This window comes from Spirosoma oryzicola (genome assembly GCF_021233055.1).
GTDB classification, from domain to species: Bacteria; Bacteroidota; Bacteroidia; order Cytophagales; family Spirosomataceae; genus Spirosoma; species Spirosoma oryzicola.
Window position 1 is genome coordinate 490,452 of record NZ_CP089538.1, and the last position, 22,446, is coordinate 512,897.

19 protein-coding genes are annotated in these 22,446 nt (G+C 49.8%); 11 read left to right on the plus strand and 8 right to left on the minus strand.

Annotated features, from left to right (window positions below):
- The first annotated feature begins 62 nt into the window (after positions 1-62).
- Both tatC and LQ777_RS02015 read left to right on the plus strand, forming a co-directional pair.
- Positions 63-917: a twin-arginine translocase subunit TatC gene (gene tatC / locus LQ777_RS02010; protein WP_232560847.1), complete on the plus strand. Its 855-nt coding sequence runs from the start codon at positions 63-65 to the stop codon at positions 915-917.
- A gap of 75 nt (positions 918-992) precedes the next feature.
- A complete protein-coding gene (locus LQ777_RS02015) occupies positions 993-1,211 on the plus strand; it encodes a hypothetical protein (RefSeq protein ID WP_232560848.1) in 219 nt (72 codons plus the stop codon).
- 138 nt (positions 1,212-1,349) lie between these two features.
- Here the strand turns inward: LQ777_RS02015 and LQ777_RS02020 are convergent, their stop codons facing one another.
- The 8 genes from LQ777_RS02020 to LQ777_RS02055 all read right to left on the minus strand — a co-directional run bounded on the left by LQ777_RS02020 (position 1,350) and on the right by LQ777_RS02055 (position 9,570).
- Complete coding sequence (locus LQ777_RS02020) at positions 1,350-2,711, minus strand: DUF58 domain-containing protein (RefSeq protein WP_232560849.1); 1,362 nt, start codon at positions 2,709-2,711, stop codon at positions 1,350-1,352.
- Positions 2,712-2,714: 3 nt separating this feature from the next.
- Complete coding sequence (locus tag LQ777_RS02025; RefSeq protein ID WP_232560850.1) at positions 2,715-3,509, minus strand: tetratricopeptide repeat protein; 795 nt, start codon at positions 3,507-3,509, stop codon at positions 2,715-2,717.
- On the minus strand, positions 3,506-4,540 hold the full coding sequence (locus LQ777_RS02030; protein ID WP_232560851.1) for a hypothetical protein: 1,035 nt from the start codon (positions 4,538-4,540) through the stop codon (positions 3,506-3,508). Before LQ777_RS02030 ends, LQ777_RS02025 begins: the two co-directional genes overlap by 4 nt.
- Before the next feature lie 101 nt (positions 4,541-4,641).
- Complete coding sequence (locus LQ777_RS02035; protein WP_232560852.1) at positions 4,642-5,616, minus strand: AAA family ATPase; 975 nt, start codon at positions 5,614-5,616, stop codon at positions 4,642-4,644.
- A gap of 106 nt (positions 5,617-5,722) precedes the next feature.
- Positions 5,723-6,907 (minus strand): DUF4350 domain-containing protein, encoded by a 1,185-nt coding sequence (locus LQ777_RS02040; RefSeq protein WP_232560853.1) that lies wholly within the window; start codon positions 6,905-6,907, stop codon positions 5,723-5,725.
- 26 nt (positions 6,908-6,933) lie between these two features.
- Positions 6,934-7,755 carry a DUF4129 domain-containing protein gene (locus LQ777_RS02045; RefSeq protein WP_232560854.1) on the minus strand — a complete coding sequence of 274 codons (822 nt, stop codon included), beginning with the start codon at positions 7,753-7,755 and terminating at the stop codon, positions 6,934-6,936.
- The gene (locus tag LQ777_RS02050; RefSeq protein ID WP_232560855.1) at positions 7,739-8,629 is read right to left on the minus strand and encodes a DUF7847 domain-containing protein; all 891 of its coding nucleotides are present in this window, start codon (positions 8,627-8,629) and stop codon (positions 7,739-7,741) included. Before LQ777_RS02050 ends, LQ777_RS02045 begins: the two co-directional genes overlap by 17 nt.
- Positions 8,626-9,570, minus strand: coding sequence for a stage II sporulation protein M (locus LQ777_RS02055; RefSeq protein WP_232560856.1), 945 nt, complete (start codon positions 9,568-9,570; stop codon positions 8,626-8,628). Before LQ777_RS02055 ends, LQ777_RS02050 begins: the two co-directional genes overlap by 4 nt.
- A gap of 148 nt (positions 9,571-9,718) precedes the next feature.
- Here LQ777_RS02055 and LQ777_RS02060 point away from each other — a divergent pair, with 148 nt between their 5' ends.
- The 9 genes from LQ777_RS02060 to ispE all read left to right on the plus strand — a co-directional run bounded on the left by LQ777_RS02060 (position 9,719) and on the right by ispE (position 22,429).
- Positions 9,719-10,414: an RDD family protein gene (locus LQ777_RS02060; protein ID WP_232560857.1), complete on the plus strand. Its 696-nt coding sequence runs from the start codon at positions 9,719-9,721 to the stop codon at positions 10,412-10,414.
- A gap of 67 nt (positions 10,415-10,481) precedes the next feature.
- Entirely contained in the window at positions 10,482-11,684 is a 1,203-nt protein-coding gene (locus LQ777_RS02065) for a M20 metallopeptidase family protein (RefSeq protein ID WP_232560858.1), read from the plus strand.
- Between the two features lie 153 nt (positions 11,685-11,837).
- On the plus strand, positions 11,838-12,476 hold the full coding sequence (locus tag LQ777_RS02070; RefSeq protein ID WP_232560859.1) for a gluconate 2-dehydrogenase subunit 3 family protein: 639 nt from the start codon (positions 11,838-11,840) through the stop codon (positions 12,474-12,476).
- Positions 12,477-12,582: 106 nt separating this feature from the next.
- A complete protein-coding gene (locus LQ777_RS02075) occupies positions 12,583-14,301 on the plus strand; it encodes a GMC oxidoreductase (protein ID WP_232560860.1) in 1,719 nt (572 codons plus the stop codon).
- A 278-nt stretch (positions 14,302-14,579) separates the two neighbouring features.
- On the plus strand, positions 14,580-15,146 hold the full coding sequence (locus LQ777_RS02080; protein ID WP_232560861.1) for a hypothetical protein: 567 nt from the start codon (positions 14,580-14,582) through the stop codon (positions 15,144-15,146).
- 134 nt (positions 15,147-15,280) lie between these two features.
- The gene (locus LQ777_RS02085; protein ID WP_232560862.1) at positions 15,281-16,612 is read left to right on the plus strand and encodes an ATP-binding cassette domain-containing protein; all 1,332 of its coding nucleotides are present in this window, start codon (positions 15,281-15,283) and stop codon (positions 16,610-16,612) included.
- 581 nt (positions 16,613-17,193) lie between these two features.
- Positions 17,194-19,020 carry a gliding motility-associated C-terminal domain-containing protein gene (locus tag LQ777_RS02090; protein ID WP_232560863.1) on the plus strand — a complete coding sequence of 609 codons (1,827 nt, stop codon included), beginning with the start codon at positions 17,194-17,196 and terminating at the stop codon, positions 19,018-19,020.
- 79 nt (positions 19,021-19,099) lie between these two features.
- Entirely contained in the window at positions 19,100-21,544 is a 2,445-nt protein-coding gene (locus tag LQ777_RS02095) for an OmpA family protein (protein WP_232560864.1), read from the plus strand.
- Positions 21,545-21,622: 78 nt separating this feature from the next.
- Positions 21,623-22,429, plus strand: a complete 807-nt coding sequence (ispE, locus tag LQ777_RS02100) for a 4-(cytidine 5'-diphospho)-2-C-methyl-D-erythritol kinase (RefSeq protein WP_232560865.1) — start codon at positions 21,623-21,625, stop codon at positions 22,427-22,429.
- Positions 22,430-22,446 lie beyond the last annotated feature (17 nt).

The following is a 22,446-nucleotide window of genomic DNA, read 5'->3' on the forward strand; positions in this document are numbered from 1 at the left end:
CCGTAAGTCTCGCTGGTTTTTACCAACTCATTCGCTTATTTACTCATTCGCTAATTAATACAATGCCACTAGATCAACTGACCGACGAAGAGATCGACGCCGAAGGTAAAGAGATGTCCTTTCTGGACCATCTGGAGGAGCTTCGCTGGCACATTATCCGGGCCGTTGGGTCCATCTTTGTGTTCGCCCTAATTGCCTTTATTTTCATTGAGGATATATTCAGGGTCGTTATTATGGGGCCTAAAAACCCTGATTTCTGGACTTACCGGATGATGTGTAAGCTGTCAGATATGACGGGTTATGCCGACTTGTGCGTCAAGAAGTTGAACTTTGAGTTGCAGGCGTTGGGAGTATCTGACCAGTTCACAATGGCGCTTACGTCGTCGTTAATTATTGGTCTGTGCTTTGCGTTTCCGTATGCCTTCTGGGAATTATGGCGGTTTATCAAGCCCGGCTTGCGCTCGTCGGAGAAAAATGCTGCTCGGGGAGCCGTGTTTTACGTATCGATGCTGTTCTTGTTAGGACTGATGTTTGGTTACTTTATTGTATCGCCACTGGCTATCAATTTCTTAGCGAATTATCAAATTACCCCTGAGATTAAAAACCAGTTTGACATCACATCGTATATCGGTATTCTGGTGACGCTTTCGTTAGGTTGTGCGTTAATGTTCCAAATGCCGATTGTCGCGTTTGTGCTCTCGAAAGTAGGTGTGCTGACACCTTCGTTTATGAAAGAGTACCGCAAACACGCCTGGATTGTGATTCTGGTGGTGGCGGGTATCATAACCCCTTCGCCTGATATTTACAGTCAGGTGCTGGTTGCGCTACCGTTGGCCGCTTTGTATGAGGTCAGCATTATCGTCTCCGGTTCTGTGGAGCGGGCTCGTCTGAAAGAACTGCGGGAGCTAACTAAGTAATTCTTCAAGCAATCCATAACTGGACGTTAGGTACTGGACTTATTCCGTATTTAACGTCCAGTCTTTTTATAGACTATGCAGTACGATTTCAAAAAATACCATTACCGCTCGATCAATGCCACTGATGATGCCGAACGAGCTGCAATCAACCAAGAGTTGAAGGACCTCTACACATCGCTACCCGACGATGAAAAGGAAGATTTCAATCGTCAGTTACAAACGTTTCTTGCGCAGGAAATGGGACGTTTGAAATCGAATTACGAATCGGTAAAGGGCAATCTAGGCGACAACTAACGAGTAACAAGCCTTATATTCTCGTGGTGTCGGTTTTGCGAACCGCGCGGGCGGCCCCGCCGACACCACAATCATTTTTACGTGTTTTGGCAATAACGCTTCGAAAACCTGACACCACAAAGAGCCAAGATCTACTTGTCAAATCATTCCTCTGGCTTTTAATTCAAGGTATTTGTTGACCGTATTAGCCGTCAGGTTTTGCGGGGCGGTCAATATGGTCTGAATACCGTATTGGCTTAACTCTTTTATAATCTGCTTTTTTTCAGAAGCAAACTTCTCCGCGATCGTTTTCAGGTAAATCTGTTCGGTGTCGCTCGCTGGTTGATCTAATAGGCTCCTGAGTTCGGTGTTCTCGAAAAAAATGATCAATAACAGGTGATCTTTAGCTAGCCGACGCAGGTACGGCAATTGTCTGTGCATGGCGCTAACCGTTTCGAAGTTAGTGAACAGCAGAAGTAGACTGCGTTGACGGATGTGGTTGCGAACGCTGGCGTACAGACTTTCGTAATCCGTTTCGAGAAAGCGCGTTTTCTGTCGGTAGAGCAACTCCAGAATCTTGAGCATGTGCCCTGTTCGACGGTCGGCGGGAAGAAGCTGGCCGACATGGTCGGAGAAGGTTAGGATACCCGCACGGTCTTGTTTCAACAAGGCAATGTTGCTCAGCACCAGACTGGCATTGATGGCATAGTCGAGCAACGTAAGCCCCTCAAACGGTGATTGCATCACGCGTCCCTTGTCAATCAGGCAGTAAACCGGCTGAGAGCGTTCATCCTGATAAGCGTTGATCATCAGTGAAGTTCCTTGTGCATCGGTGCGTCGGGCGGTGGCTTTCCAGTTAACTGTTCGCACATCGTCACCAGTAGCGTAGGGGCGTACCTGCTCGAATTCCATGCTATGACCAATGCGCCGAATCCGTTTTATACCAACTTCGTTCAGGCGATTGGTTGCGGCCAGCAGTTCGTACTGACGCATTTGTAGAAACGATGGGTAAACGGCTACCATCTTGCCTTGTTCAAACTGGTAGCGTCGTTTCAGCAAGCCGAGGGGAGTTTTGACAAATACGTTAACCGCTCCGAAGCTATACTCGCCCCGACGAGTTGGTCGAAGTTCATAGCGGATCGCCTGCGTTTCGCGCGGGTTTAGTCGTGCCCGAAACAGCACATCGCGTCGCTGGAACTGGAATGGGATTTCATCAATTACGTCGACATCGGCTCGGAATGAATACCGGTTTTCCAAATAGATCGTCAACGGATTTTCGTCGCCGTTGGACAGTCGGTCAGGCACCTCGCGACGCGCAAAAAAGGCCGATCCTACAGACTGGTTTTTCGTTCGAAACAGCAACCAGCCATCTAGTCCGATCAGAATAACGAAAATGACAAAAGCGATCTGTACCAGCGGAAACAGCAGCGGGAACGCGTAGGCCGCCACAAACAGCACGACAAAGGCAATCAGGACAAACCACAGGCGAGTAGCGACGAAAAGAGGGCGGATAGCTTTCAAAACTTACGGTTTAAGGTTGGCGAGCGCTTGGTCTATTTCAGGCTCGTAGAGTGGGTTTGATTCGTCTTCCTGATAATTAGCCGTTCGTTCAACGCGTAAAGCTTTGAAGAGGAATGACGCATTCTGAAAAGCGGTTCGGGCTTCCTCCTTCCGGCCCAGTTGTTTCAGGGCCTGTCCTCGATGGTACTGAGCCAGTGCGCTACGGCTGTAATTTTGGGAGGCTTTTTCTAAATCGTCCAGTGCTTTTTGTGGCTGGTTGATCGCTAGATAGCTCACGGCTCTACTGACAAAATGCCGGTAATTAACCCATTTTGATCCATGTTTGATAGCCAGCGAATCGATTCCTCTCGAAAACTGGCTGATCGCTTCCGCATGATTTCCCAAACTCCGGTACGTGAGGCCAAGCAGATAACTCACCGGATTGTTACCGATCATATCGTCGAAGGTCGGCGTTGAAGCGTCGTAAGCCGTTAGGTGACACAGCGCTCGGTCGTAATCGTGTAATTGAGTCAGATACATTTCACCCGCAAATCCCTGTCCTTTCGGCAACAAAGCGACGTTCTCCAGCGCGACAACCGCCTGTTCGTAGTTTCCTTCCCACAAATAGTTCATCGCCTGAAAACGGTAGTTCTGCGGGTTAGCAGGCGCAGACTGGCCGCGCCTTGGAGAACCGAGAAACGTTGGCTGGGTGGTACGATTAATGGCTAGCATATGCTGATACGAAGTTAGTATCGTCTTACTCGTTTGGGCAGAAGCTAGAATCGGCCAGAATAGTAGTAAGAGAAGAAAGTGCTTCATGGTAGAATATCGGTGATCTGACCGTCTTTAAGGCGGATCGTAAACGATACCGGAACGTCCATTGAAGAACGTTCATCCGCTGATAACAAGCGGTCGGCGGTTAAGTAGTTTCGGCAAATATCGAGTAACTGACTGGTTACCTGAGTAGAGAAGGTTTTAGGGCAGTAATCCGCATCGAAGCCGCTCACGTGGTACATGCCTTGGGCACCTTCGCAATTGATTACGAACTGTAAGCGAATTATTCCCGATTGGCCTTGTCTGATAATGGGTTTGTAATACGTTGCTAAAAGCTGGTTTAGATCGTAACGCTTGTGTGATTGACCAAGTCCTGAACCTGCCATCATCCGACTAAGACAATTCGCGCAGGGCTGAAAACCCGACGGACGGCACGAATCACCAGGTGACAAACGGCGCACGAGCCGAAACGGTTGTGTTACGGAAGAACGACCATGTGAGCCAATGGCTTGAATAAGCGTAGGCGAAAAGCTACCAAGTTGCCAAATAAATTTATAGTTGCCCTCGCGAAAACGGTACTGATTACCGCCAATGATCAGGAACAAAGAGGTTCCAAACCGCGCCAGTTGCCAAAAATGAGCGGTGCGTTGGCTGGACTTCCGATCCTCGACCATCAGCTGACCGTTGGCGTGAATAAACAAAGACAGGCTATCGGACTGCCAGACCCGACCGCTCAACTGCTGATGGGCAGTAGCGGAGTCGAGCGGAATGGCCGTGAAGCGCCGAAAAACCAGTGGGTAGTTCGTCCCGATTCGTAACAAATCGTTTTCCAGCGTAACCAACTTCGGCGCAAAATGAACGGTGTCTAAACGCACCAGGCTATCAACTGCCCATGTCGAAGAAACAGTCTCGACTGAACCGTCTATCGTGCCAAGCCGGTATGTACCGTCAGCTTCTAGCTGAATGTAGACCGGTAACGGGCAAAAAGCATTTGAGTCCCATTCTGTACGGACGCCGATCCAGGTTCCTGCGAGTTGTTCTTTTGTTGGGTTCTGTCCGTACGAATAGCTAGCCATGAAGCATGTACAAAGCAAATACGACCACTTTACCCAGAATAGACCAGATAAAAAGCGAGCGGATTGGCAATGTACAGTAGTCATGCGGCATCGGTGGGTGATTAGCGGGGTACTTCGATCTTCTGTACCAGCTGCGCAATTACTTCGTCGGGTGTACCTCCTTCCATCTCACGTTCGGGCGTGAGTAGTACTCGGTGGCGTAGGACCGCAGCGGCTAGCTCCTGAACGTCTTCGGGTGTAATAAAGTCGCGGCCTCGTAGTGTAGCCAGAGCTTTGGCACTATTGAGCAAGGCAACCGATGCCCGAGGGGATGCTCCAAGATACAGCGACTTGTTCGCGCGAGTCGCCTGAACGATCTGCGCGATGTAATCGAACAGGTTGTCTTCAACATGAACCTGGTGAACCTGACCACGCAGCGTTGCCAATAGCTCAGCGGTAATTACAGGCTCAACTGCATCAAGCGCATCGTTGAGGTTTCGTCGCTGATGGTGACCACGCAGAATGTCAACTTCGGCGGCTGCATCGGGATAACCCACGACGATTTTAAACAAAAAACGATCCAGCTGGGCTTCGGGAAGTCGATACGTACCTTCCTGTTCGATGGGGTTTTGCGTAGCCAGGACCATAAACGGCTCTTCGAGATGATACGTCGTGCCGTCGTTCGTTACCTGACGTTCTTCCATAACTTCAAAAAGCGCGGCCTGCGTTTTGGCGGGAGCGCGGTTGATCTCATCAATGAGCACAAGGTTTGAAAAGATAGGGCCTTTCCTGAACTCGAAATCACCTGTTTTCGGCATAAAAACCGAAGTGCCCAATACATCCGACGGCATCAGATCGGGCGTAAATTGAATGCGGCTGAACCCCACCGACATGGTTTTTGCCAGTAATTTGGCGGTCAGCGTTTTAGCGACACCCGGAACGCCTTCAATCAGAACGTGGCCGTCGGCTAGTAGGGCCGTCAATAATAAATCGACAGTCTGATGCTGACCCACGATAATTTTACCGACTTCCGACCGAATTGCATCAATTGTGCTTTTGAGAGAGGTTAGGTCTATGCGCGTTTGTCTATTTTCCATAAAAGGTGTCAGAACCAGCGTTTGTGAGATTCATTCAATGACTACGATTTTTTCTTGCAGGCAAGCAATAAGCATAGTCAAATGGTGTAATCACATAAATCGTGGTTCAGACGGTTTGGTGTTTAAATCGTTCGATGGCGGCATTGAGCGTCAGCAAGTCATACTCTGACAAGGAAATACTTTTTTGCGCATCACGCAGTAATCGAACCAACTCTTCTGTTTCTGTCAACGAGGTTCCGCTTTTTTGAGCCAGTGTTTCCGTAAACTCTTTGTCGAGAACAGTTGTGTTCAGGCTGTATTGTTCACGCAGGTCGCTTAGAAAATACTGAATGCGCTTACGGGCCAGATTGTCGTGGTCGCCTTGCTGAAAATACAACCGTCCTACGGTTTTTACAAAATCCAGCGAAGTATTTCGGGGCGGTTCAACTACCGGAATGATGCGTTGGGTGCGCTTGCCCGCAAAAATAGCGTAGAAGAGCAAACCGAAGACTACCAGATAATACGCCCAGTTCAAAGCAGGCTGGCTCCAGATGTAGCGGAAAATGGATTGTTGTTCCTCGTCGAAGCGGCCCTGCTTCTGGTACTCATCCCAATAAGTGGGTAAGGCTGGCAAGTAAGAGAGCGCTTTAAACGTATAATCCGACGTTCTGGGCGAAAGCACGTAATAGTTCGTGAAAGCCAGGGGCAGATTGTGAATGAAAAAGTATCCTTTTCCGTATTGAACCCGAATGAAAACCGGCTCTTTTCGCGCATTACGACCCAGGACGGTTGTTCGCTGGCTGTTCGTGATCGTCAAGAAATTCCGGCCATCATCGTGGAAGAAATTATAACCGCCCGATTTGGCTACTTTCGGATTGACGAGGTTCTGGCGAAGGGTTGTGTCCGCTTTGTTCGGTTCTTTCACATCTGCTTTAAAACCGAGTACCGATCCTAATGAGTCCGGAAAGCTATACGCCGAGATAAAGACGTTATTACCGCGATTAGCGTACGCCCGTAGCTGCTTCAGGTCATTACCATCGGCGTTGAAATCCCGGCAGATAAAGACGTAGTTACTGCGAACCGCCGATTTGGTTTCGGTCAAGAAATTGTAGACAGGCAGCCGCACAGTGCTGACGTTTGCCTGCTGCATGACATCAGGCAAGAGTTCATACAGCACCTTTGTACCGAAGGGAATCTTATCGTCGTTTTCGTAGGTAGGTGTCCAGTCCAGCGGCTTCGGGCGGTAATACTCAACGAGTACGTATGCCGTAATAGTGGCCAGTAAAATAAGAACGTATTTATTGGGCTTCAAATGCTTGATTACCAGTTAGTGCCGGATCACCGGACGGTTTGCAGTTGAGTCTTTGAAAAGTCCCCAAACGCTTTACGCAATAGGGTAAATTGATGCTCATCAATCGGAAAATCGCCGTACCAGATAAATTCGAACTGGCGGGTCAAACGTTCGAAATCGGTCTGTAAAGGTGTTTTTGCGAGCTCGTTAATGTAATGCTGGTTGGTTTTGTCCGGCTTATAATGGATGAGTCCCGGATCGGTTAGTCGTTTAAGCGTTTGTAGATACAGCAGTCGAACCGCCTGCCGAAAATTGCGCTGACCGACTGCTTCGTCAATAGCCGCATCAAAATTTATGGCATGAATATTCTCTGACAGGTTCTCGTAGGCCAAAGTGCTCGTCTGTGCTTTCTTGGGGAAAAGAAAACCAAGTACTTCAGCCTTCATCAACAAGTAGACAACGAAGCCCGCAACACCCGCCAGGATAACATACTGCCAGACGTTTTGATAAGCGTCGCTTCGTAGAAAACGCATTAGTTTCGTGTATAGCCAATAAAAAAAGCGCGCTACCGGATTTTCGGGGGGCGGGGCTTCATGGTTATATTGGTAATCACGATCTGTCTGAAACTCGCTTAGCTTTTCGGGCATTGGATACCGTACCCGGATTGCCGACCGGTCATCGGACGCAACTACCGACTGGGTTTGAGGCTTAGTCGTTTGGGCCAACACAGGCGCATGAACGCTTATAACCAGGATAAGCATTGCCCAAACGCCTTGGCGGCTTTTCACCAAAATCTTGACAAAAGAACAGTCTATCAAGCTACTCATACGTTGTTTACCCCGCTTCATTGCGTTAAAAACTACCTTCATCGGTTGAGCGGGGTTGGCTAGGGCTTGTCCCGATAGAATCGATTGCCGACAGTAAACCCCGTCCTTCCTGACGTTCTACCAGGTTGGTATACTGAAACCCGATGGCGGTGTAAAGCACTGTATTCAGGAGGGTTTTGCCTACTAAATTGATAACGCTCGCCAGCATTAGCCAGGCCGATGACACGTCGGGCAACAGCTTTCCACCGATCATAAAACCAATAACCGCGCTTGGAATCTGAAAGATAAGCCCGACAAGCCCAACGATGATTCCCATGACGACAATCAGCCCGAAGGTAGACCACCACTTGTCCCGAATCAGTTTAAAACAGCGCTCCCAGGTCGCGCCGAAATCGGTGTCTTCAAACGAGGTAACCGCTAACGAGAGCGATAGAACAACCGCTACGTAAACGCCCGGAATAAAGAAAAACATAAACCCGACGAACGTAACAATCGATCCAAGAACCGAAATGATGACGGCCCGGCCAATGGTTGGCTGCACTTCCTCCCAAATATCGGCAACGCTGATAGGACCACCATTGGTGCGGTTATATACCTTCATATGGCCGTAGGTCACCACAATGACCGCCACGTTCGCTAGAATGCTCAGTAATACCGTTAGCCAAAAGGTAGGTGAGGCAAATTGAGTCATCATCTGAAACATAGCTGTCTGGCGTGAGTCGGCCCCTCCGTCAATTGTCGACGCAATTCGTATCACTTTGGATTGGAGTAGTCCACTTAAAACGCCCACTACCAAAGCGATCGGCCCGACGATGTAGAGTAAAGCCGTGCCCAGGCTCCGGAAATTTTCGCCGATGTACTGAAACGTGGCGTTGATTTTATTGCCAAAATCGCGTTGTTGAAACAGCTGAATCATGGTTGAACTGTGCGGTTAAGTGAGATAGGGTATAGGATGAAATACCAAACGATAAACGTAGCTGATACCAGGATGATGGCTCCGCTCGCGACCGGCGGTAAGGTCAACCGGGTGACGAAGCTTTCGAGAAAGCCCGCCATGATAAATATAGGAACCAGCCCGATGGCAATTTTAAGCCCTTGCTTCACTCCTCGTTTAAACGATTCCAGCCGCGAGTAAGTACCCGGAAAGAGCAGGCTGTTGCCTACCGTCAGGCCCGCGCAGCCCGCAATGACGATAGCCGAAATTTCGAGCGTGCCGTGAATCCAGATTTTCAGAACCGAGTCGAGTAGCAAGCCGCGCTCGTAGAAGAAGTACTGGAAAGAGCCAAGCATCACTCCGTTGTAGAACAGCATCGCCATCGTACCGAATGAGGCAAACAAACCAAAAATAAAGGTTCGGAAGGCTACGTAGATATTGTTTAGCGTAATCTGAACAAACATACTAGCCTGATCTCTGCTGTTGTACACCCCTAGCGGATCGCCTTTCTTGATGTTTTCGAGCGTCATGTTTACGTACTGATCACCAAGGATCAACCGCACAAACGTGTTATCGTGAGCCGCCGATAACCAGCCCAAGATACCGGCCGCCAAAAAGACCGCTGCCGACACGGCAAGCAACCGGTGTGATTGCCGAAACAACAACGGCAACTCGTACTTCCAGAAGGTGATGAACCGGCTTCGGTCGTCGCGCCGATTCTGCATCAGCCCCCGGTGCATTTGGGCCGCCAGCCCATTAAGGTAACGGGTTACATTTGAGTCTGGGTAAAACGTACGGGCGTACGATAAATCATCCGTCAGCTCTACGTAGCGCTCGGTCAGTTCGTCCGGGTTGCGGGTCGTGGCTTGCTCAATGGTACGCCACTTATCGGTGTTTCGTTTAACGAATAAGGCTTCACGCATGGGGTAAGAATTTGGGCTGCTGACGCTGATAGTGAAAATTGGTTATTTGTTTATTAAGAACAAAAGAAAGGTTGTTAATTTTGATGACTGGCTATGCCTGACGGAAACTACCGTCAACAACTTATTTATTGCTGACAACTCACCGACAATGTCTGTTGCGATTCGCACCTCCCAGAATGTGTTATTGGAATACGAACCCGCCAGCGTTGGTGAACGCATCCTGGCGGCAATCATCGACTATCTGGTTATATTCGGGTGGGTATTGCTGGTCGTAGCCTTGCCGTCCCGGTTTGGTATTCGCACGAGCAGCTTCTACACGGTTCTCGTTATGTTTCCGGTGGTGGCTTACGATTTGCTGTCGGAGTGGTTTCTTAATGGTCGAAGTCCTGGCAAAATAGCGATGGACATCCGCGTGGTCATGCTCGATGGTTCGTCGCCGGGTTTGGGTGCTTACCTGATCCGGTGGGTATTGCGGATTGTGGAGTCAGCAGCGTTTCTGGGCGGTATTGTTCCGATTATCACCGTGGCAATGAATGGAAAAGGCCAGCGTCTGGGCGATATTGCCGCCGGTACGACAGTTGTTAAGCTTAAGCCCGCTGTTTCGTTAGACCACATTCTTATTCAACCGGTCGATGAAAATTATACCGCACAGTTTCCCGATGTTCGTTTATTAAATGACCGCGATATCAGTATTATCCGAGAGGCTCTGTACAGAAGTGACAACGAATTGCTGACACGCACCGCCAATAAAGTTAAAGACGTAACCGGTATTCAGAGCACGATGCCTGATCGCGACTTTCTGCAAACGGTTATCAGTGATTATCAATTCATAACGTCGCAGTAAACGTTGGTTTGGCTGGCGGCTTACCTGTGATTTATTTAACGACCATCGTTCTGTTGGTCAGACTACTATGCTTGAATCAATCAAATCGCTCGCCCGGCAGTATGCGGCTGATATCGTTCAGACCCGTAGACATCTGCACGCGCATCCCGAACTTTCGTTTCGTGAGCATAACACGGCTCAATTCGTTGCCGATCAACTGAAAGCGATTGGCATTACTCCGCAGGAAGGAGTTGCTGATACAGGTCTGGTGGCGCTTATTGACGGTACTAAAAGCAACGGCTCCAATATGTCTTCCCGAGTGGTTGGGTTGCGGGCCGACATGGACGCGTTACCCATTCATGAAGCGAACGACGTTTCGTATAAATCCACCGTCGATGGGGTCATGCACGCCTGTGGGCATGATGCGCATACGGCTAGCCTGCTCGGTGTCGCGCGTATTCTGCACGTCTTACGCGATCAGTTCGATGGAACGGTAAAGTTGGTGTTCCAGCCTGGTGAGGAGAAAGCGCCGGGTGGCGCGTCGCTGATGATCAAAGAAGGTGTTCTGGAAAATCCGACCCCGATGAGCATGATTGGTCAGCACGTTGCGCCAAACATTCCAGTGGGTAAGATTGGCTTCCGCGAAGGCATGTACATGGCCAGTACCGACGAGATTTATATAACGGTGCGCGGTAAGGGTGGCCACGCGGCTATGCCCGACAATCTGGTCGATCCGGTATTGATTGCATCGCATATCATCGTGGCTTTGCAGCAGATCATTAGCCGCAACCGTCCGCCCGCCAGTCCGTCGGTGTTGTCGTTCGGGCGGTTTATTGCTGATGGCGTTACGAACGTAATTCCGAACGAAGTCAAGATTGAAGGGACCTTCCGCTGCATGAACGAAGAATGGCGGGCTGAAGGAAAGCGCCGGATGGTAAAATTAGCCGAAGGTATTGCCGAAGCGATGGGCGGCTCATGCGAGTTTACCATTGTTAACGGGTATCCTTACCTGAAGAATAATCCTGAGCTGACCCGGCGCGTGCGGTCGCAGGCGGTAGCCTACATGGGTGCGGACAATGTGGTCGATCTCGACCTGTGGATGGCGGGTGAAGATTTTGCTTTTTATTCGCAAGTGGTTGATTCCTGCTTCTACCGGCTCGGAACGCGCAACGAAGCACGCGGCATCATTTCAGGAGTGCACACGCCCACGTTTGACATCGATGAATCGTCGCTGGAAATCGGTGCCGGACTGATGAGCTGGCTGGCCGTGCAGGAGCTGACAGCGCTCTAGATTTTTGTGTTTTGCAGGGTATCAGATAGTTGATATAGGGTTGATATGATCCTTTAAAACTGCATCTCTAAATTGCACAATCAAATCCTTGATTTTTATACATTTGTAATTCCTTACATCGTTCTATTTGAAAGTTTAACTCGCTCTAAGCACATGAACAGAAGAGACGCCCTTATGCGGGTGGCTGCATTGGCTGGTGTAACCATGTCTTTGCCCGCTTTAGCCGATACGCTTGAAGCTTCGGCCACCCGACGCGCCTTGACGGGCAAGCCGCTCTTTTTTACAGCTGATCAGGACGCTACCGTCGCTGAACTGGCTGATACAATAATACCAACGACTAGTACTCCCGGTGCCAAAGCCGCTAAAGTGAACGAGGTCATTGATATTCTGCTAAAAGACTGCTACAAGGCAGACGATCAGCAACGGTTCCTGGATGGCCTTACGCAAACAAACAAATTAAGTCAGGATGCGTATGGCAAAGCGTTTGTCCAACTCGACCCAACGCAACGGATTGAGATTGTGAAAAAGCTGGAAGCCGATGCCAAGCAACAGCTGGCGCAGATGAGCAATGCAAAAGCTGCCGCCAAAGTGGAAAACTCGCAGGCCGATTTGCAGATGCCCGACGCTAAGAAACGGTATACGCCGTTCTACACGATCCTGAAAGATTTAACGCTGACTGGCTATTTTACGTCGGAAATTGGCTGTACACAGGCGCTTGAATACGTGGCTGTACCGGGCCGTTACGATGGTTGTGTTCCACTCAAAAAAGGCCAGAAGGCTTGGGCTATCTAAACGCTTGCCGTAACTAGGTATAAAGGGTCAATAGATGAATCTGATTGCTTGCAGAAGTAATCAAAACCGTTGAACTGAATACTTTATACCGAAAATTTCTTCAAAGATGAATCTCAATATTGACGCAAAAAAAGATATGATCTACGACGCTATCGTTGTAGGATCAGGAATATCGGGCGGCTGGGCTGCTAAAGAATTGACACAAAAAGGTCTGAAAGTATTAATGCTGGAGCGGGGCCGCGACGTGAAACACATCGAAGGCTACCCAACTGCTACCAACAACCCGTGGGATTTTCCGCACCGGGGACGCATCACAACGATGGCTGCCGAGGAGTACTGGGCAAACATGCGCACCGGTTACACGGCTAACGAAGAGTGGCGCCACTTTTTCGAGAATGATAAAGAAAACCCGTACCTCGAAAAACGCAAGGTAGACTGGATTCGGGGTTATCACGTGGGCGGTCGGTCGCTGATGTGGGGACGCCAAAGTTACCGCTGGAACAAAGAAGACTTCATGGCCAACGGCAAAGAAGGAATCGGCGTTGACTGGCCAATCCGCTACGAAGATCTGGCTCCCTGGTATACGTACGCCGAAACGTTTGTCGGCGTTTCTGGTAGCAAAGACGGACTGGACGTACTGCCCGATGGTAACTTTCTGCCCGCGATGCAGATGAACTGTCTGGAGAAGGAAGCGAAAAAGAAAATCGAAAAAGCGTTCCCGGCGCGTATGGTTACGATGGGACGCACAGCGCACCTGACGGCACCTAAGCAGCTTCACTACGATCTGGGCCGGGCGGCTTGTCAGTTCCGGAATCAGTGTATGCGAGGATGCCCTTACGGTGCTTATTTCAGTACGCAATCGGCTACGTTGCCAGCGGCCATGAAAACCGGTCGGTTAACGCTTCGTCCTGATTCAATCGTGTCGGAAGTTCTTTACGACGAGAAAAAAGGAAAAGCAACCGGTGTTCGGGTTGTTGACCAGAATACGAAAGAAGTTCGGGAGTACTACGCTAAAGTTATCTTCCTGAACGCGTCGGCTTTTGCGAGTACGTCGATCCTGATGAACTCGAAGTCGCACCGGTTCCCGAACGGAATGGGTAACGATTCTGACCAGCTTGGCCGAAACATTATGGACCATCACCTGGCTGCGGGTGCTGCTGGTTCGTTTGAAGGCATGGAAGACCAATACTATTACGGCCGTCGGGCCAATGGTGTGTACATTCCACGCTACCGCAACTGGGCGGGTGACAAACGCGATTATGTACGTGGCTTTGGCTATCAGGGTGGCGCTGGCCGGGGCGGTTGGAACCGGGGGAATGGCATGGAAGGTTTTGGGGCCGAGTTCAAAGACAGCCTGACGACACCGGGTCCGTGGACAATGAGCCTGGGCGGCTTCGGCGAGATGATTGCTGACCCGAACAACCGCATGACGCTGTCGCCTGATCAGAAAGATAAGTGGGGCCTGCCATTGATCGTATTTGACGCGGCCTATGGTGAGAACGAGAAGAAGATGCGCATTGACATGATGAACGATGCCGCTGAAATGCTCGAAGCCGCTGGTCTGAAGAACGTAACGCCTTACAACGACGAGTCGAAACACCCCGGTATCGGTATTCACGAAATGGGTACCGCACGCATGGGCCGTGATCCCAAAACGTCGGTTCTGAACGCACACAACCAAGTGCACGCGGTTAAGAACGTATTTAATACGGATGGAGCCTGCATGACGTCGGCATCCTGCGTAAACCCTTCGCTGACCTACATGGCTTTAACAGCACGCGCTGCTGATTTTGCCGTGAAAGAAATGAAAAAGGGTAATTTGTAATCAGCAAAGTGCACAAAAAGGGGTAGTGAGCCAATCTGGATTCACTACCCCTTTTTGTGCTTCTACGACGCCTTCGCAATCCATGCATTGCCGCAAGATCAAAACTGAAATTTATTAGTTGCTAAGAATGAATCATTTATAAACGGTGAGAGCGTACGAGGCTGCGGAAGAATTTTTTTAGAATTCTGCTGAAAAGTTAAAGTTTGATTAAACAAACTAATATTAGTTGAGTTATACTATAGAATATCGGGTAAAAACGATATAACCATTACTCAACTATGAAAAAAATACTGATAATGGGTTTCATGCTGGCAGCCGGCCTGACCCTCAATACGCAAGCACAGACAACGAACTCAGGTTCGACCGGAACCACGGGTACGGGAACGACTGGTGTAGGAACAACAGGAACTACCGGTACCGGAACGATGGGTACTAACACAGGCACGATGAATAACGGCCAGAATACGGGAACGAATTCGGGCACGTATCAGACGCAGCCACCGACGAATACGGGTACTGGCACGATGAACGGCGGTACGATGGGAACGACAGGCACCAACACAGGTACCTACCAAACCCAACCACCAACGGGCACTAATACCGGTACGATGAACAATGGTACCACAGGAACGGGTACTACCGGCACAACCGGCACGGGTACTTATTCAACTGGCACGGGCACCATGAATAATGGAACAACGACCGGAACAGGAACTACCGGTACCGGAACGATGGGTACTTCTGACCGTATGAACAACGGTTCGACGGGCAACCCTCCAACCCGCAGAAACAGCCGTCGTTCTTCATCATCAACGACGACAAGCCCTTCTTCAACCACGTATTAATCGAGCGCAATACGAGAAGAAGTAAGCTGGATGGATAACTTTGCGAAGTTGTCCATCCAGCTTTTTTTATGTCCAGTCATAATGATATAATAGCATTACATAATTTTTCCATACGTCGCGGTAGTCAGCTCGTCTTGTCCGATCTAACGTGGACTGTTCATTCAGGTGAGAGCTGGGCCGTAGTTGGACCGACTGGCAGTGGTAAAACTACACTCTTACAGGCATTAGCCGGGCAGTTACCGGCAAAACCCGGTACGCTTCTACGAAAGAAGTCGGCTGCGTTTGTTTCCTTCAAGGAAGAATCGCACCAGTTCTCGTACACGGGTCATTTTTATCAGCAACGTTATCACGCTACGCTTAGTGATTCTCATGACGGCAAGCCCGCTTTGACAGTACGCGATTACCTGCGTTTTTCCGGGTCAGCGGAAGATATGGCTCTTGTACAACGCCTTGGCCTTGAACCCCTTCTTGATTCGGCCTTTCTCAAGTTGTCGAATGGTCAAACCCGGAAAGCTCGTATCGGCAAGGCATTACTACAACATCCTGAGCTGCTTCTTCTCGACAATCCGTTTGTTGGATTAGACGCTATATTTCGTCAGGAACTGAATCAGTGGTTAGGCGATCTTATTCACCACGGACTTACGCTGATCATTGTCGTTGAACCCGAAAATATACCCGGCTTTATTACCCATGTCCTTGTATTGGAGCGCGGGCGTATTGTCCAGCTAGGCCCCAAAAAAGAGGTTCGTTGGCAAAGTGGTTCGCTGGCGAGTTCCGAACTGCCCACTCTGGAAACGCCCCCCAAAGCGGCTGATTTCTCAGAGGCATTTCGTCTTACGGATGTCAGTGTAAAGTATGGAGACCGAATTATTTTGGATGCCATCAACTGGACTGTCGCCGTCAACGAACGCTGGGCGCTGATGGGCCGGAACGGAGCCGGGAAATCTGTTTTGTTGAGCCTGCTTTACGGCGATCATCCGCAGGCTTATGCCAATGATGTACGCGTGTTTGACCACAAACGAGGTAAAGGCGGAAGCATCTGGGATGTCAAACGTCGGATCGGTTTCGTTTCGCCGGAGTTGCATCTGTACTTTCCGCAGCTTCTGACGGCGGCACAGGTGGCGTTTACGGGTTTGACGGATACGCTCACTGTCCCCGCCCGCGTTCCGGCCAGCGCTGAAGCCGATTTGCAGTCCCTTCTGGCATACTTTGGTTTGACACACCTTAAAGACCGTCCGTTTGGTACGTTGTCCATTGGCGAGCAGCGGCTTACGTTGCTGGTAAGAGCTTTACTCAAAAACGCGCCAGTGCTAATCCTTGACGAACCCTTTCAGGCTATCGATGCCCTTCATGTTCAGCTAGCGCAGCAATTGCTGAACTCCTTGTCGGATAAGACAATTCTGTTCGTGACCCACGATCGGCGCGAATTACCTAGTAGCATTAACCGTCTTTTTGAACTAGGCTAAGCAACGAATAATTGGTCGAGCGTGTTGGCGTACCCTACCGCTCGGTAACTATTATCACTTTTACTTAACTGGTAACTTAACGACTTACAAGGCTGGCATGGTTTGTGATAATTTTAAGCATGTACCAGCTGAACATAGTATGCTTGATTCTAGCCTACTGCCCAATTTGTAACTAAATCGGATGGTTGTTCGCTTGTACTGCATGCTACTTCCGCAGCGCTTGGCATGATATTCGTCTAGTGTAGTAATAGACCATACACCATTCGATAAGCATGTTACTAACTAATTTACTGAGGAATTTTTCGTGTTTTTTTGTACTAGTATTAGTAACAAGCAACGTGACAGCGAGCGTATTTTCAGTGGCCGATTCGTGCCGAAATCCGGAACCTCCCATTATCAGAGGTTCCGCGAAAGTAATATGTCGCAATGAAAGCGTTACATTGACCGCTACTGGCTGCATAGGCACTATCGTATGGTCAAACGGAGAGACGGGCAACCAGCTAACTGTTCAGCCGCAACGAACAACAAAATATACGGCTATCTGTCGCGCTCGGCAAGGTTGTATTAGCTGCTTCGCGGACGTGTGGAAAGTAACTGTAAACACGCCTGAACCGCCTGTTCTGACGGCTTCTGCCATCACCATCTGTCCTGGAAATAGCGTTACGTTGACGGCCACAAATTGCGCGGGCATTGTTCGCTGGCCTGATCAGACAACCGGCTCAACCTGGACAGGCCAACTCATACAGACAACAACGTTCAGCGCAACCTGCGAAGGAGAAAATTGCGTTAGTGGACCGTCGGCGGGGATTAACGTGTCGGTTGCTGAACCAACAACACCTATTATTTCGGCAAGCGTAAGCGACATTTGTGCCGGGCAAACTAGTCAGTTGACTGCCTCGGGCTGCGTTGGCCGCGTGCGTTGGTCAGATGGAAGAGAAGGGCTGGTACGAGCTGTGAGCCCGTATAGCACGACTACGTTTCGCGCTGTTTGCCAGATTGGTTCGTGTCAAAGCGACAGTTCGGCTGGTCAGTTGATAACGGTACGGGGGGGCGGCAAACAAATAGCTTCCAGCGCTACAGTGACAAATAGCTGTCCGTTCCAGACCGCCGATTTGTCTAACGCTATCGGGACGACAAACCAAAATTCAGCGGTTCATTATGAGTTTAGAACCGCTCCATCGTTGAATGCACCGTTGGTTCAATCGCCGGGCGCTGCCTTGTCAGGGACGTATTACGTGTTTGGGCGAGACGATAATGGATGCTATACTGAGCCAATGGCCGTGACGGTTCGTATTGCAGACTGTCCAAATGCCATACCCCCGTGTATAAGTAATCCCGCTACGGTAGCGGTTCGAGTAGACACGTTGGATTGGGCGAAAGGGGTTGTGTGTCTGCAAGGAAAACTCGGTGGATCAGCAACTGGCGTAACCTGGGAAAGCAGCGGTAAAGGGTTATTCACAAATACAGGTTTGAACGCACGTTATTTATTGTCCGAAACGGACCAACGACTGGGCAGGACGACATTCACGCTGACAACAGCCGATCCTGATGGAAAGGGTCCGTGCGTTGGCGCATTGACGCAAGTAGTTGTTGGGGCTCCATCCGTAGCGCGCGAACTGCTGGGTATCAGCAAAAAAGTAAGCGAACCGGTCTGGGTCGTGGAAGGAGCCGCGCGGTTGGTTGCGTTAACCTATCAGCTAACGGCTACTAATTTGGGAGAACACACACTAACGCAGCTTCAGGTTTCGGATAATCTCGATGCGGTGTTTACCAGAAAAGGAGCCAGGGTTCACTCGGTGGCTGTCCGGGCCGATAACGGATTGATTGCCAATGCTGCGTACACAGGACAGGGTGCTGACACAACGTTGTTGCTGGCGGGTAGTCAACTGCCTACAAATCGACAGGCGCATATCTGGCTGACAGTTCGGGTAGATGTTAACCAGGCTACGGATTTAACGTTTACAAACACCGCGCTTGGGCAAGCTGTTGATGCTGCCAATAACGTCTGTCGTGATTGGTCAGCCAATGGTACCAGCGCTGATCCTGATCAGAACGGTGATCCAACGGATAACAATGAACCAACAAGCGTAACGGTACACGCAGTACTGCCCGAAGGAGCGCAAACGGTATTCATTCCAGAAGGTTTCTCGCCAAACGATGATGGAATCAATGACCGTTTTGTCATTCAGGGAGTGCCGTCAGGTATCACTATACAGTTGGCAATCTATAACCGTTGGGGAAGTCTGGTTTACCAGAATAACGATTACAAAAACGACTGGGACGGTACCGCAAATCAAGGTGTTAGAGCCGCTGATAAAAGCCAGGGACTACCCGATGGTGCGTATTATTACCAGATTAAATTAAGCGACGGTCGTGAGTTCGTACGATTCTTGACGTTGGCACGTTGATTATCGCGTAGCGGTTAATAGCCGAACTTGTGACCTGTCGAACGAAAAGTCACGGATTTATTGGGCGTAAACTATGCCAATGAGGATAGGTTGGATAAAGCATTTTTTAAGCGTATGGCTGTGGATAAGCTGTTCTATAACGGCTTGGTCACAGACAGACTCGCTGTTGCGGCAGGCCGAACGTCTGCTTAGTTACAAAGCGTATGGGCGTGCTATTGACGCCTACGCGCAGTTATTGGCGAACGATCAGCTGACAACAACCCAGAAAGCACTGGCTCAGGGAAAATTAGCTTACGCATACCAGCAGGTAGGTGATGGCACAAAGGCCGAACGTTTTTATCGGGATGCCCTGAGCAACGGTGCGGATGAAGATCCTCAGCAAGTGTTGCAGTTTGCTAAGGCGTTAGCGGCCAACGGCAAGTTTCAGGAATCGCAGAAACAATACGAACGGTACCTGCAATTGAAAGAGAAAATGCCCGCTCGTCGGTCTGTCGCGATACCAGAAAATGCGGCTTCACCCGGTGGCAGTAAAAAAGAAACAATACGCTACCGGCTGGAATATTTAGACTTGAATACAGCGGGTGAGGAGTTTAGTCCATCGTTTTATCAAGATGGGTTGGTGTATGTATCGGGGAAAAAAGGCGGAGCAACGATCGAGACAACTGGGAAGGGTGGGGGAGCCGGTTACCTTGACTTGTTTTATGCGCCCAACCGCAATAGCCTGAAAGTTGCCAGCATTATCAATGCGGATGGAAGCGTCAGTAAGGCTGTTAACCAGCGGACCAAAACGGAGCGTCAGGTCGGTAGCGATCAATATACTCGTGCAACGGCTAACGATTCACGCACGGTACCAAATTTCAGCGGAAGTATCAACATTACGGAAGGACTTGGCTATGACGCTCGCTCCTCAGGTGCTCCAAAGCGATTCAGCAAAACGTTGAATACTAAGTACCACGAGGGACCTGCCACTTTTTCGCGGGATGGTTCGCGGATTATCTTCACGCGGAATAACTACAACGAAGGGCGTTCTGCAAAAAGCAGTGAAGGCGTCAATAAACTAAAACTGTATTCGGCTCGCCAGGAGAACGGTATGTGGGTTGATGTGGAAGAACTGCCCTTCAACAGCGATGAATATTCCGTCGGCCATCCAACCTTGAGCCGTGACGAACAACTGCTGTATTTCGCGTCGGATATGCCGGGCGGTTTTGGCGGAACGGATCTCTACGTAAGCCGCTTCCAAAACGGAAAATGGGGACGACCGGTCAACCTTGGTCAGACAGTCAATACGAAAGGCAATGAATTGTTTCCCTTTGTTGATGACGCTGGAAATCTTTACTTCTCATCCGATGGTCGGGGTGGACTGGGCGCACTGGACATTTTCTTTGCTGCGTTGTCCAACGCGACAACCGTACAATCCGTTGAACACCTGAACGCGCCAATCAACTCGGCCGAAGACGATTTTGGGTTGATCACCGATGCTAGCCGACGGGGTGGCTATTTTAGTAGCAATCGACGTGAAGGCAGTGACGACATCTACCGATTTGTTCGTGAGAGTTCGTTGTACGGATGCCGTGATCTGACCATTCGGCTCTATGATATGGATACGGATGCCGCGTTGGATAGCGTCAGCGTGCTGGTCAAAACCAAAGGCGAAGGCCGTCCTGATCAAACGCTTACCACCGACCGCAACGGACTAGTGCAACTCTGTCTGGAAGGCAACAACGACTTTATGTTTCAGGCCAGCCGGGATGGATACATCAACAGCACCATTGGATTTACAACACGCTTACTGACGGATGACCAGCCAACCCGGCTTGAAATGTCGATGATGAAGCCCACGGTCATTATGGATACCATTGCGGAGGCTCCGGTAAGGCCAACCTCCTTGTCACGTTCCCGGATTCGGGGTGTGATCATGAGCGAACGGGATCGTCGGCCGATTGCTGGCGTTACGGTGCGACTCCGAAAAGAGTGCGACCGGTCACTGCGTGAATACGTAACAGGACCAGATGGGCGCTACAGCTTCGAACTTGATCCGGGTTGTGATTACACGCTTATTGCTTCTAAGCCCAAGTTTGGAACCAACACGAGCCGTATCAAGCGACTGGCCAAAAAAGAAAAGCCAAAAGAGCTATCGGCGGACTTACGTATGCTGGGTGTCGGCGATATTGTCGCTATTGACAACATTTATTACGATCTGGATCAGTTTAGCCTCCGTCCGAACGCTGCGCGTGAATTGGATCGGCTGGTTGCTACCATGCAAAAATATCCCTCGCTGGTCATCGAAATTCGTTCGCATACCGACAGTCGTGGCGACGCGGGCCACAACAAGGCCTTATCAACGGAGCGGGCAAAAGCAGTCACCAACTACCTCAGCTCAAAAGGAATCAGTCGCAAACGGATGGTGGCAATCGGCATGGGCGAGTCGGAGCTAGTGAATAACTGTACCGATGGGGTCATCTGCACCGATGCCGAACACCAGCGCAACCGCCGAACGGAATTCAAAGTAATTGCGATCAAATAAGCAACAAACGTATTGCAGCAGGATTAACTTCTTTAGGAGTTTCTGCGCTTACATTTGTGCTACTATTCGTCGGTTTCAATGATTTCTTTTCCAAACGCAAAAATTAACCTCGGCTTGTTTATCACAGAAAAACGAGCCGACGGCTTTCATAATCTGCAATCCTGCTTTTATCCGATTGGATGGAGTGACGCACTTGAACTGATTCCTGCCGAACCGTTTGCGTTTAGTAGTAGTGGATTACCTATTCCGGGAGAGGCCGCAACCAACCTTTGCGTACGGGCGTATGAGTTACTAAAGAAGGACTTTGCGCTACCTTCGATTCAGATGCATCTGCACAAAATAGTGCCTATCGGTGCCGGGCTAGGGGGCGGCTCTGCTGATGCGGCTTTCGCGTTGAAGCTCATCAACGAACAGTTTGCGCTTGGCTTAAGCGTTGCGCAGTTGCAGGACTACGCCCGTCGCCTAGGTAGCGACTGTGCTTTTTTTATCCAGAACAAGCCGGTCTACTGCGTTGAGAAAGGAGACATCTTTGAAGAAATCGGGGTTGATTTAAGTGGCTATTCCATCCTGCTGATTTATCCAAACCTGGCGATCTCGACTGCCGAGGCTTACGCAAATATTCGACCAACAAAACCTCAGCGACCGCTACGGGACTACCTGCAACAACCGATTAAAACCTGGCGACAAACTGTCCGTAACGATTTCGAAGACAGCCTATTTCCTAACTATCCTGTTTTACCCAAAATTAAGCAGCAGCTGTACGAATTAGGGGCGGTCTACGCTAGTATGAGTGGTTCAGGCTCAACGGTGTACGGGATTTTTGATGCGCCACCGGTTATCTCAAACCAATTTGAGGATTACAACGTTTGGCAAGGAAAGCTTTAACCCGGTTTTTAATATAA

Bases quoted from the DNA above. Each gene is read 5' to 3' on its own strand.
- LQ777_RS02060 (WP_232560857.1), top strand. From the start codon at position 9,719: ATGTCTGTTGCGATTCGCACCTCCCAGAATGTGTTATTGGAATACGAA.
- LQ777_RS02065 (WP_232560858.1), top strand. From the start codon at position 10,482: ATGCTTGAATCAATCAAATCGCTCGCCCGGCAGTATGCGGCTGATATC.
- LQ777_RS02030 (WP_232560851.1), bottom strand. From the start codon at position 4,540: ATGGCTAGCTATTCGTACGGACAGAACCCAACAAAAGAACAACTCGCA.
- LQ777_RS02015 (WP_232560848.1), top strand. From the start codon at position 993: ATGCAGTACGATTTCAAAAAATACCATTACCGCTCGATCAATGCCACT.
- LQ777_RS02095 (WP_232560864.1), top strand. From the start codon at position 19,100: ATGAGGATAGGTTGGATAAAGCATTTTTTAAGCGTATGGCTGTGGATA.
- LQ777_RS02055 (WP_232560856.1), bottom strand. From the start codon at position 9,570: ATGCGTGAAGCCTTATTCGTTAAACGAAACACCGATAAGTGGCGTACC.
- LQ777_RS02080 (WP_232560861.1), top strand. From the start codon at position 14,580: ATGAAAAAAATACTGATAATGGGTTTCATGCTGGCAGCCGGCCTGACC.
- LQ777_RS02050 (WP_232560855.1), bottom strand. From the start codon at position 8,629: ATGATTCAGCTGTTTCAACAACGCGATTTTGGCAATAAAATCAACGCC.
- LQ777_RS02025 (WP_232560850.1), bottom strand. From the start codon at position 3,509: ATGAAGCACTTTCTTCTCTTACTACTATTCTGGCCGATTCTAGCTTCT.
- tatC (WP_232560847.1), top strand. From the start codon at position 63: ATGCCACTAGATCAACTGACCGACGAAGAGATCGACGCCGAAGGTAAA.
- LQ777_RS02035 (WP_232560852.1), bottom strand. From the start codon at position 5,616: ATGGAAAATAGACAAACGCGCATAGACCTAACCTCTCTCAAAAGCACA.
- ispE (WP_232560865.1), top strand. From the start codon at position 21,623: ATGATTTCTTTTCCAAACGCAAAAATTAACCTCGGCTTGTTTATCACA.
- LQ777_RS02070 (WP_232560859.1), top strand. From the start codon at position 11,838: ATGAACAGAAGAGACGCCCTTATGCGGGTGGCTGCATTGGCTGGTGTA.
- LQ777_RS02075 (WP_232560860.1), top strand. From the start codon at position 12,583: ATGAATCTCAATATTGACGCAAAAAAAGATATGATCTACGACGCTATC.
- LQ777_RS02045 (WP_232560854.1), bottom strand. From the start codon at position 7,755: ATGAAGGTAGTTTTTAACGCAATGAAGCGGGGTAAACAACGTATGAGT.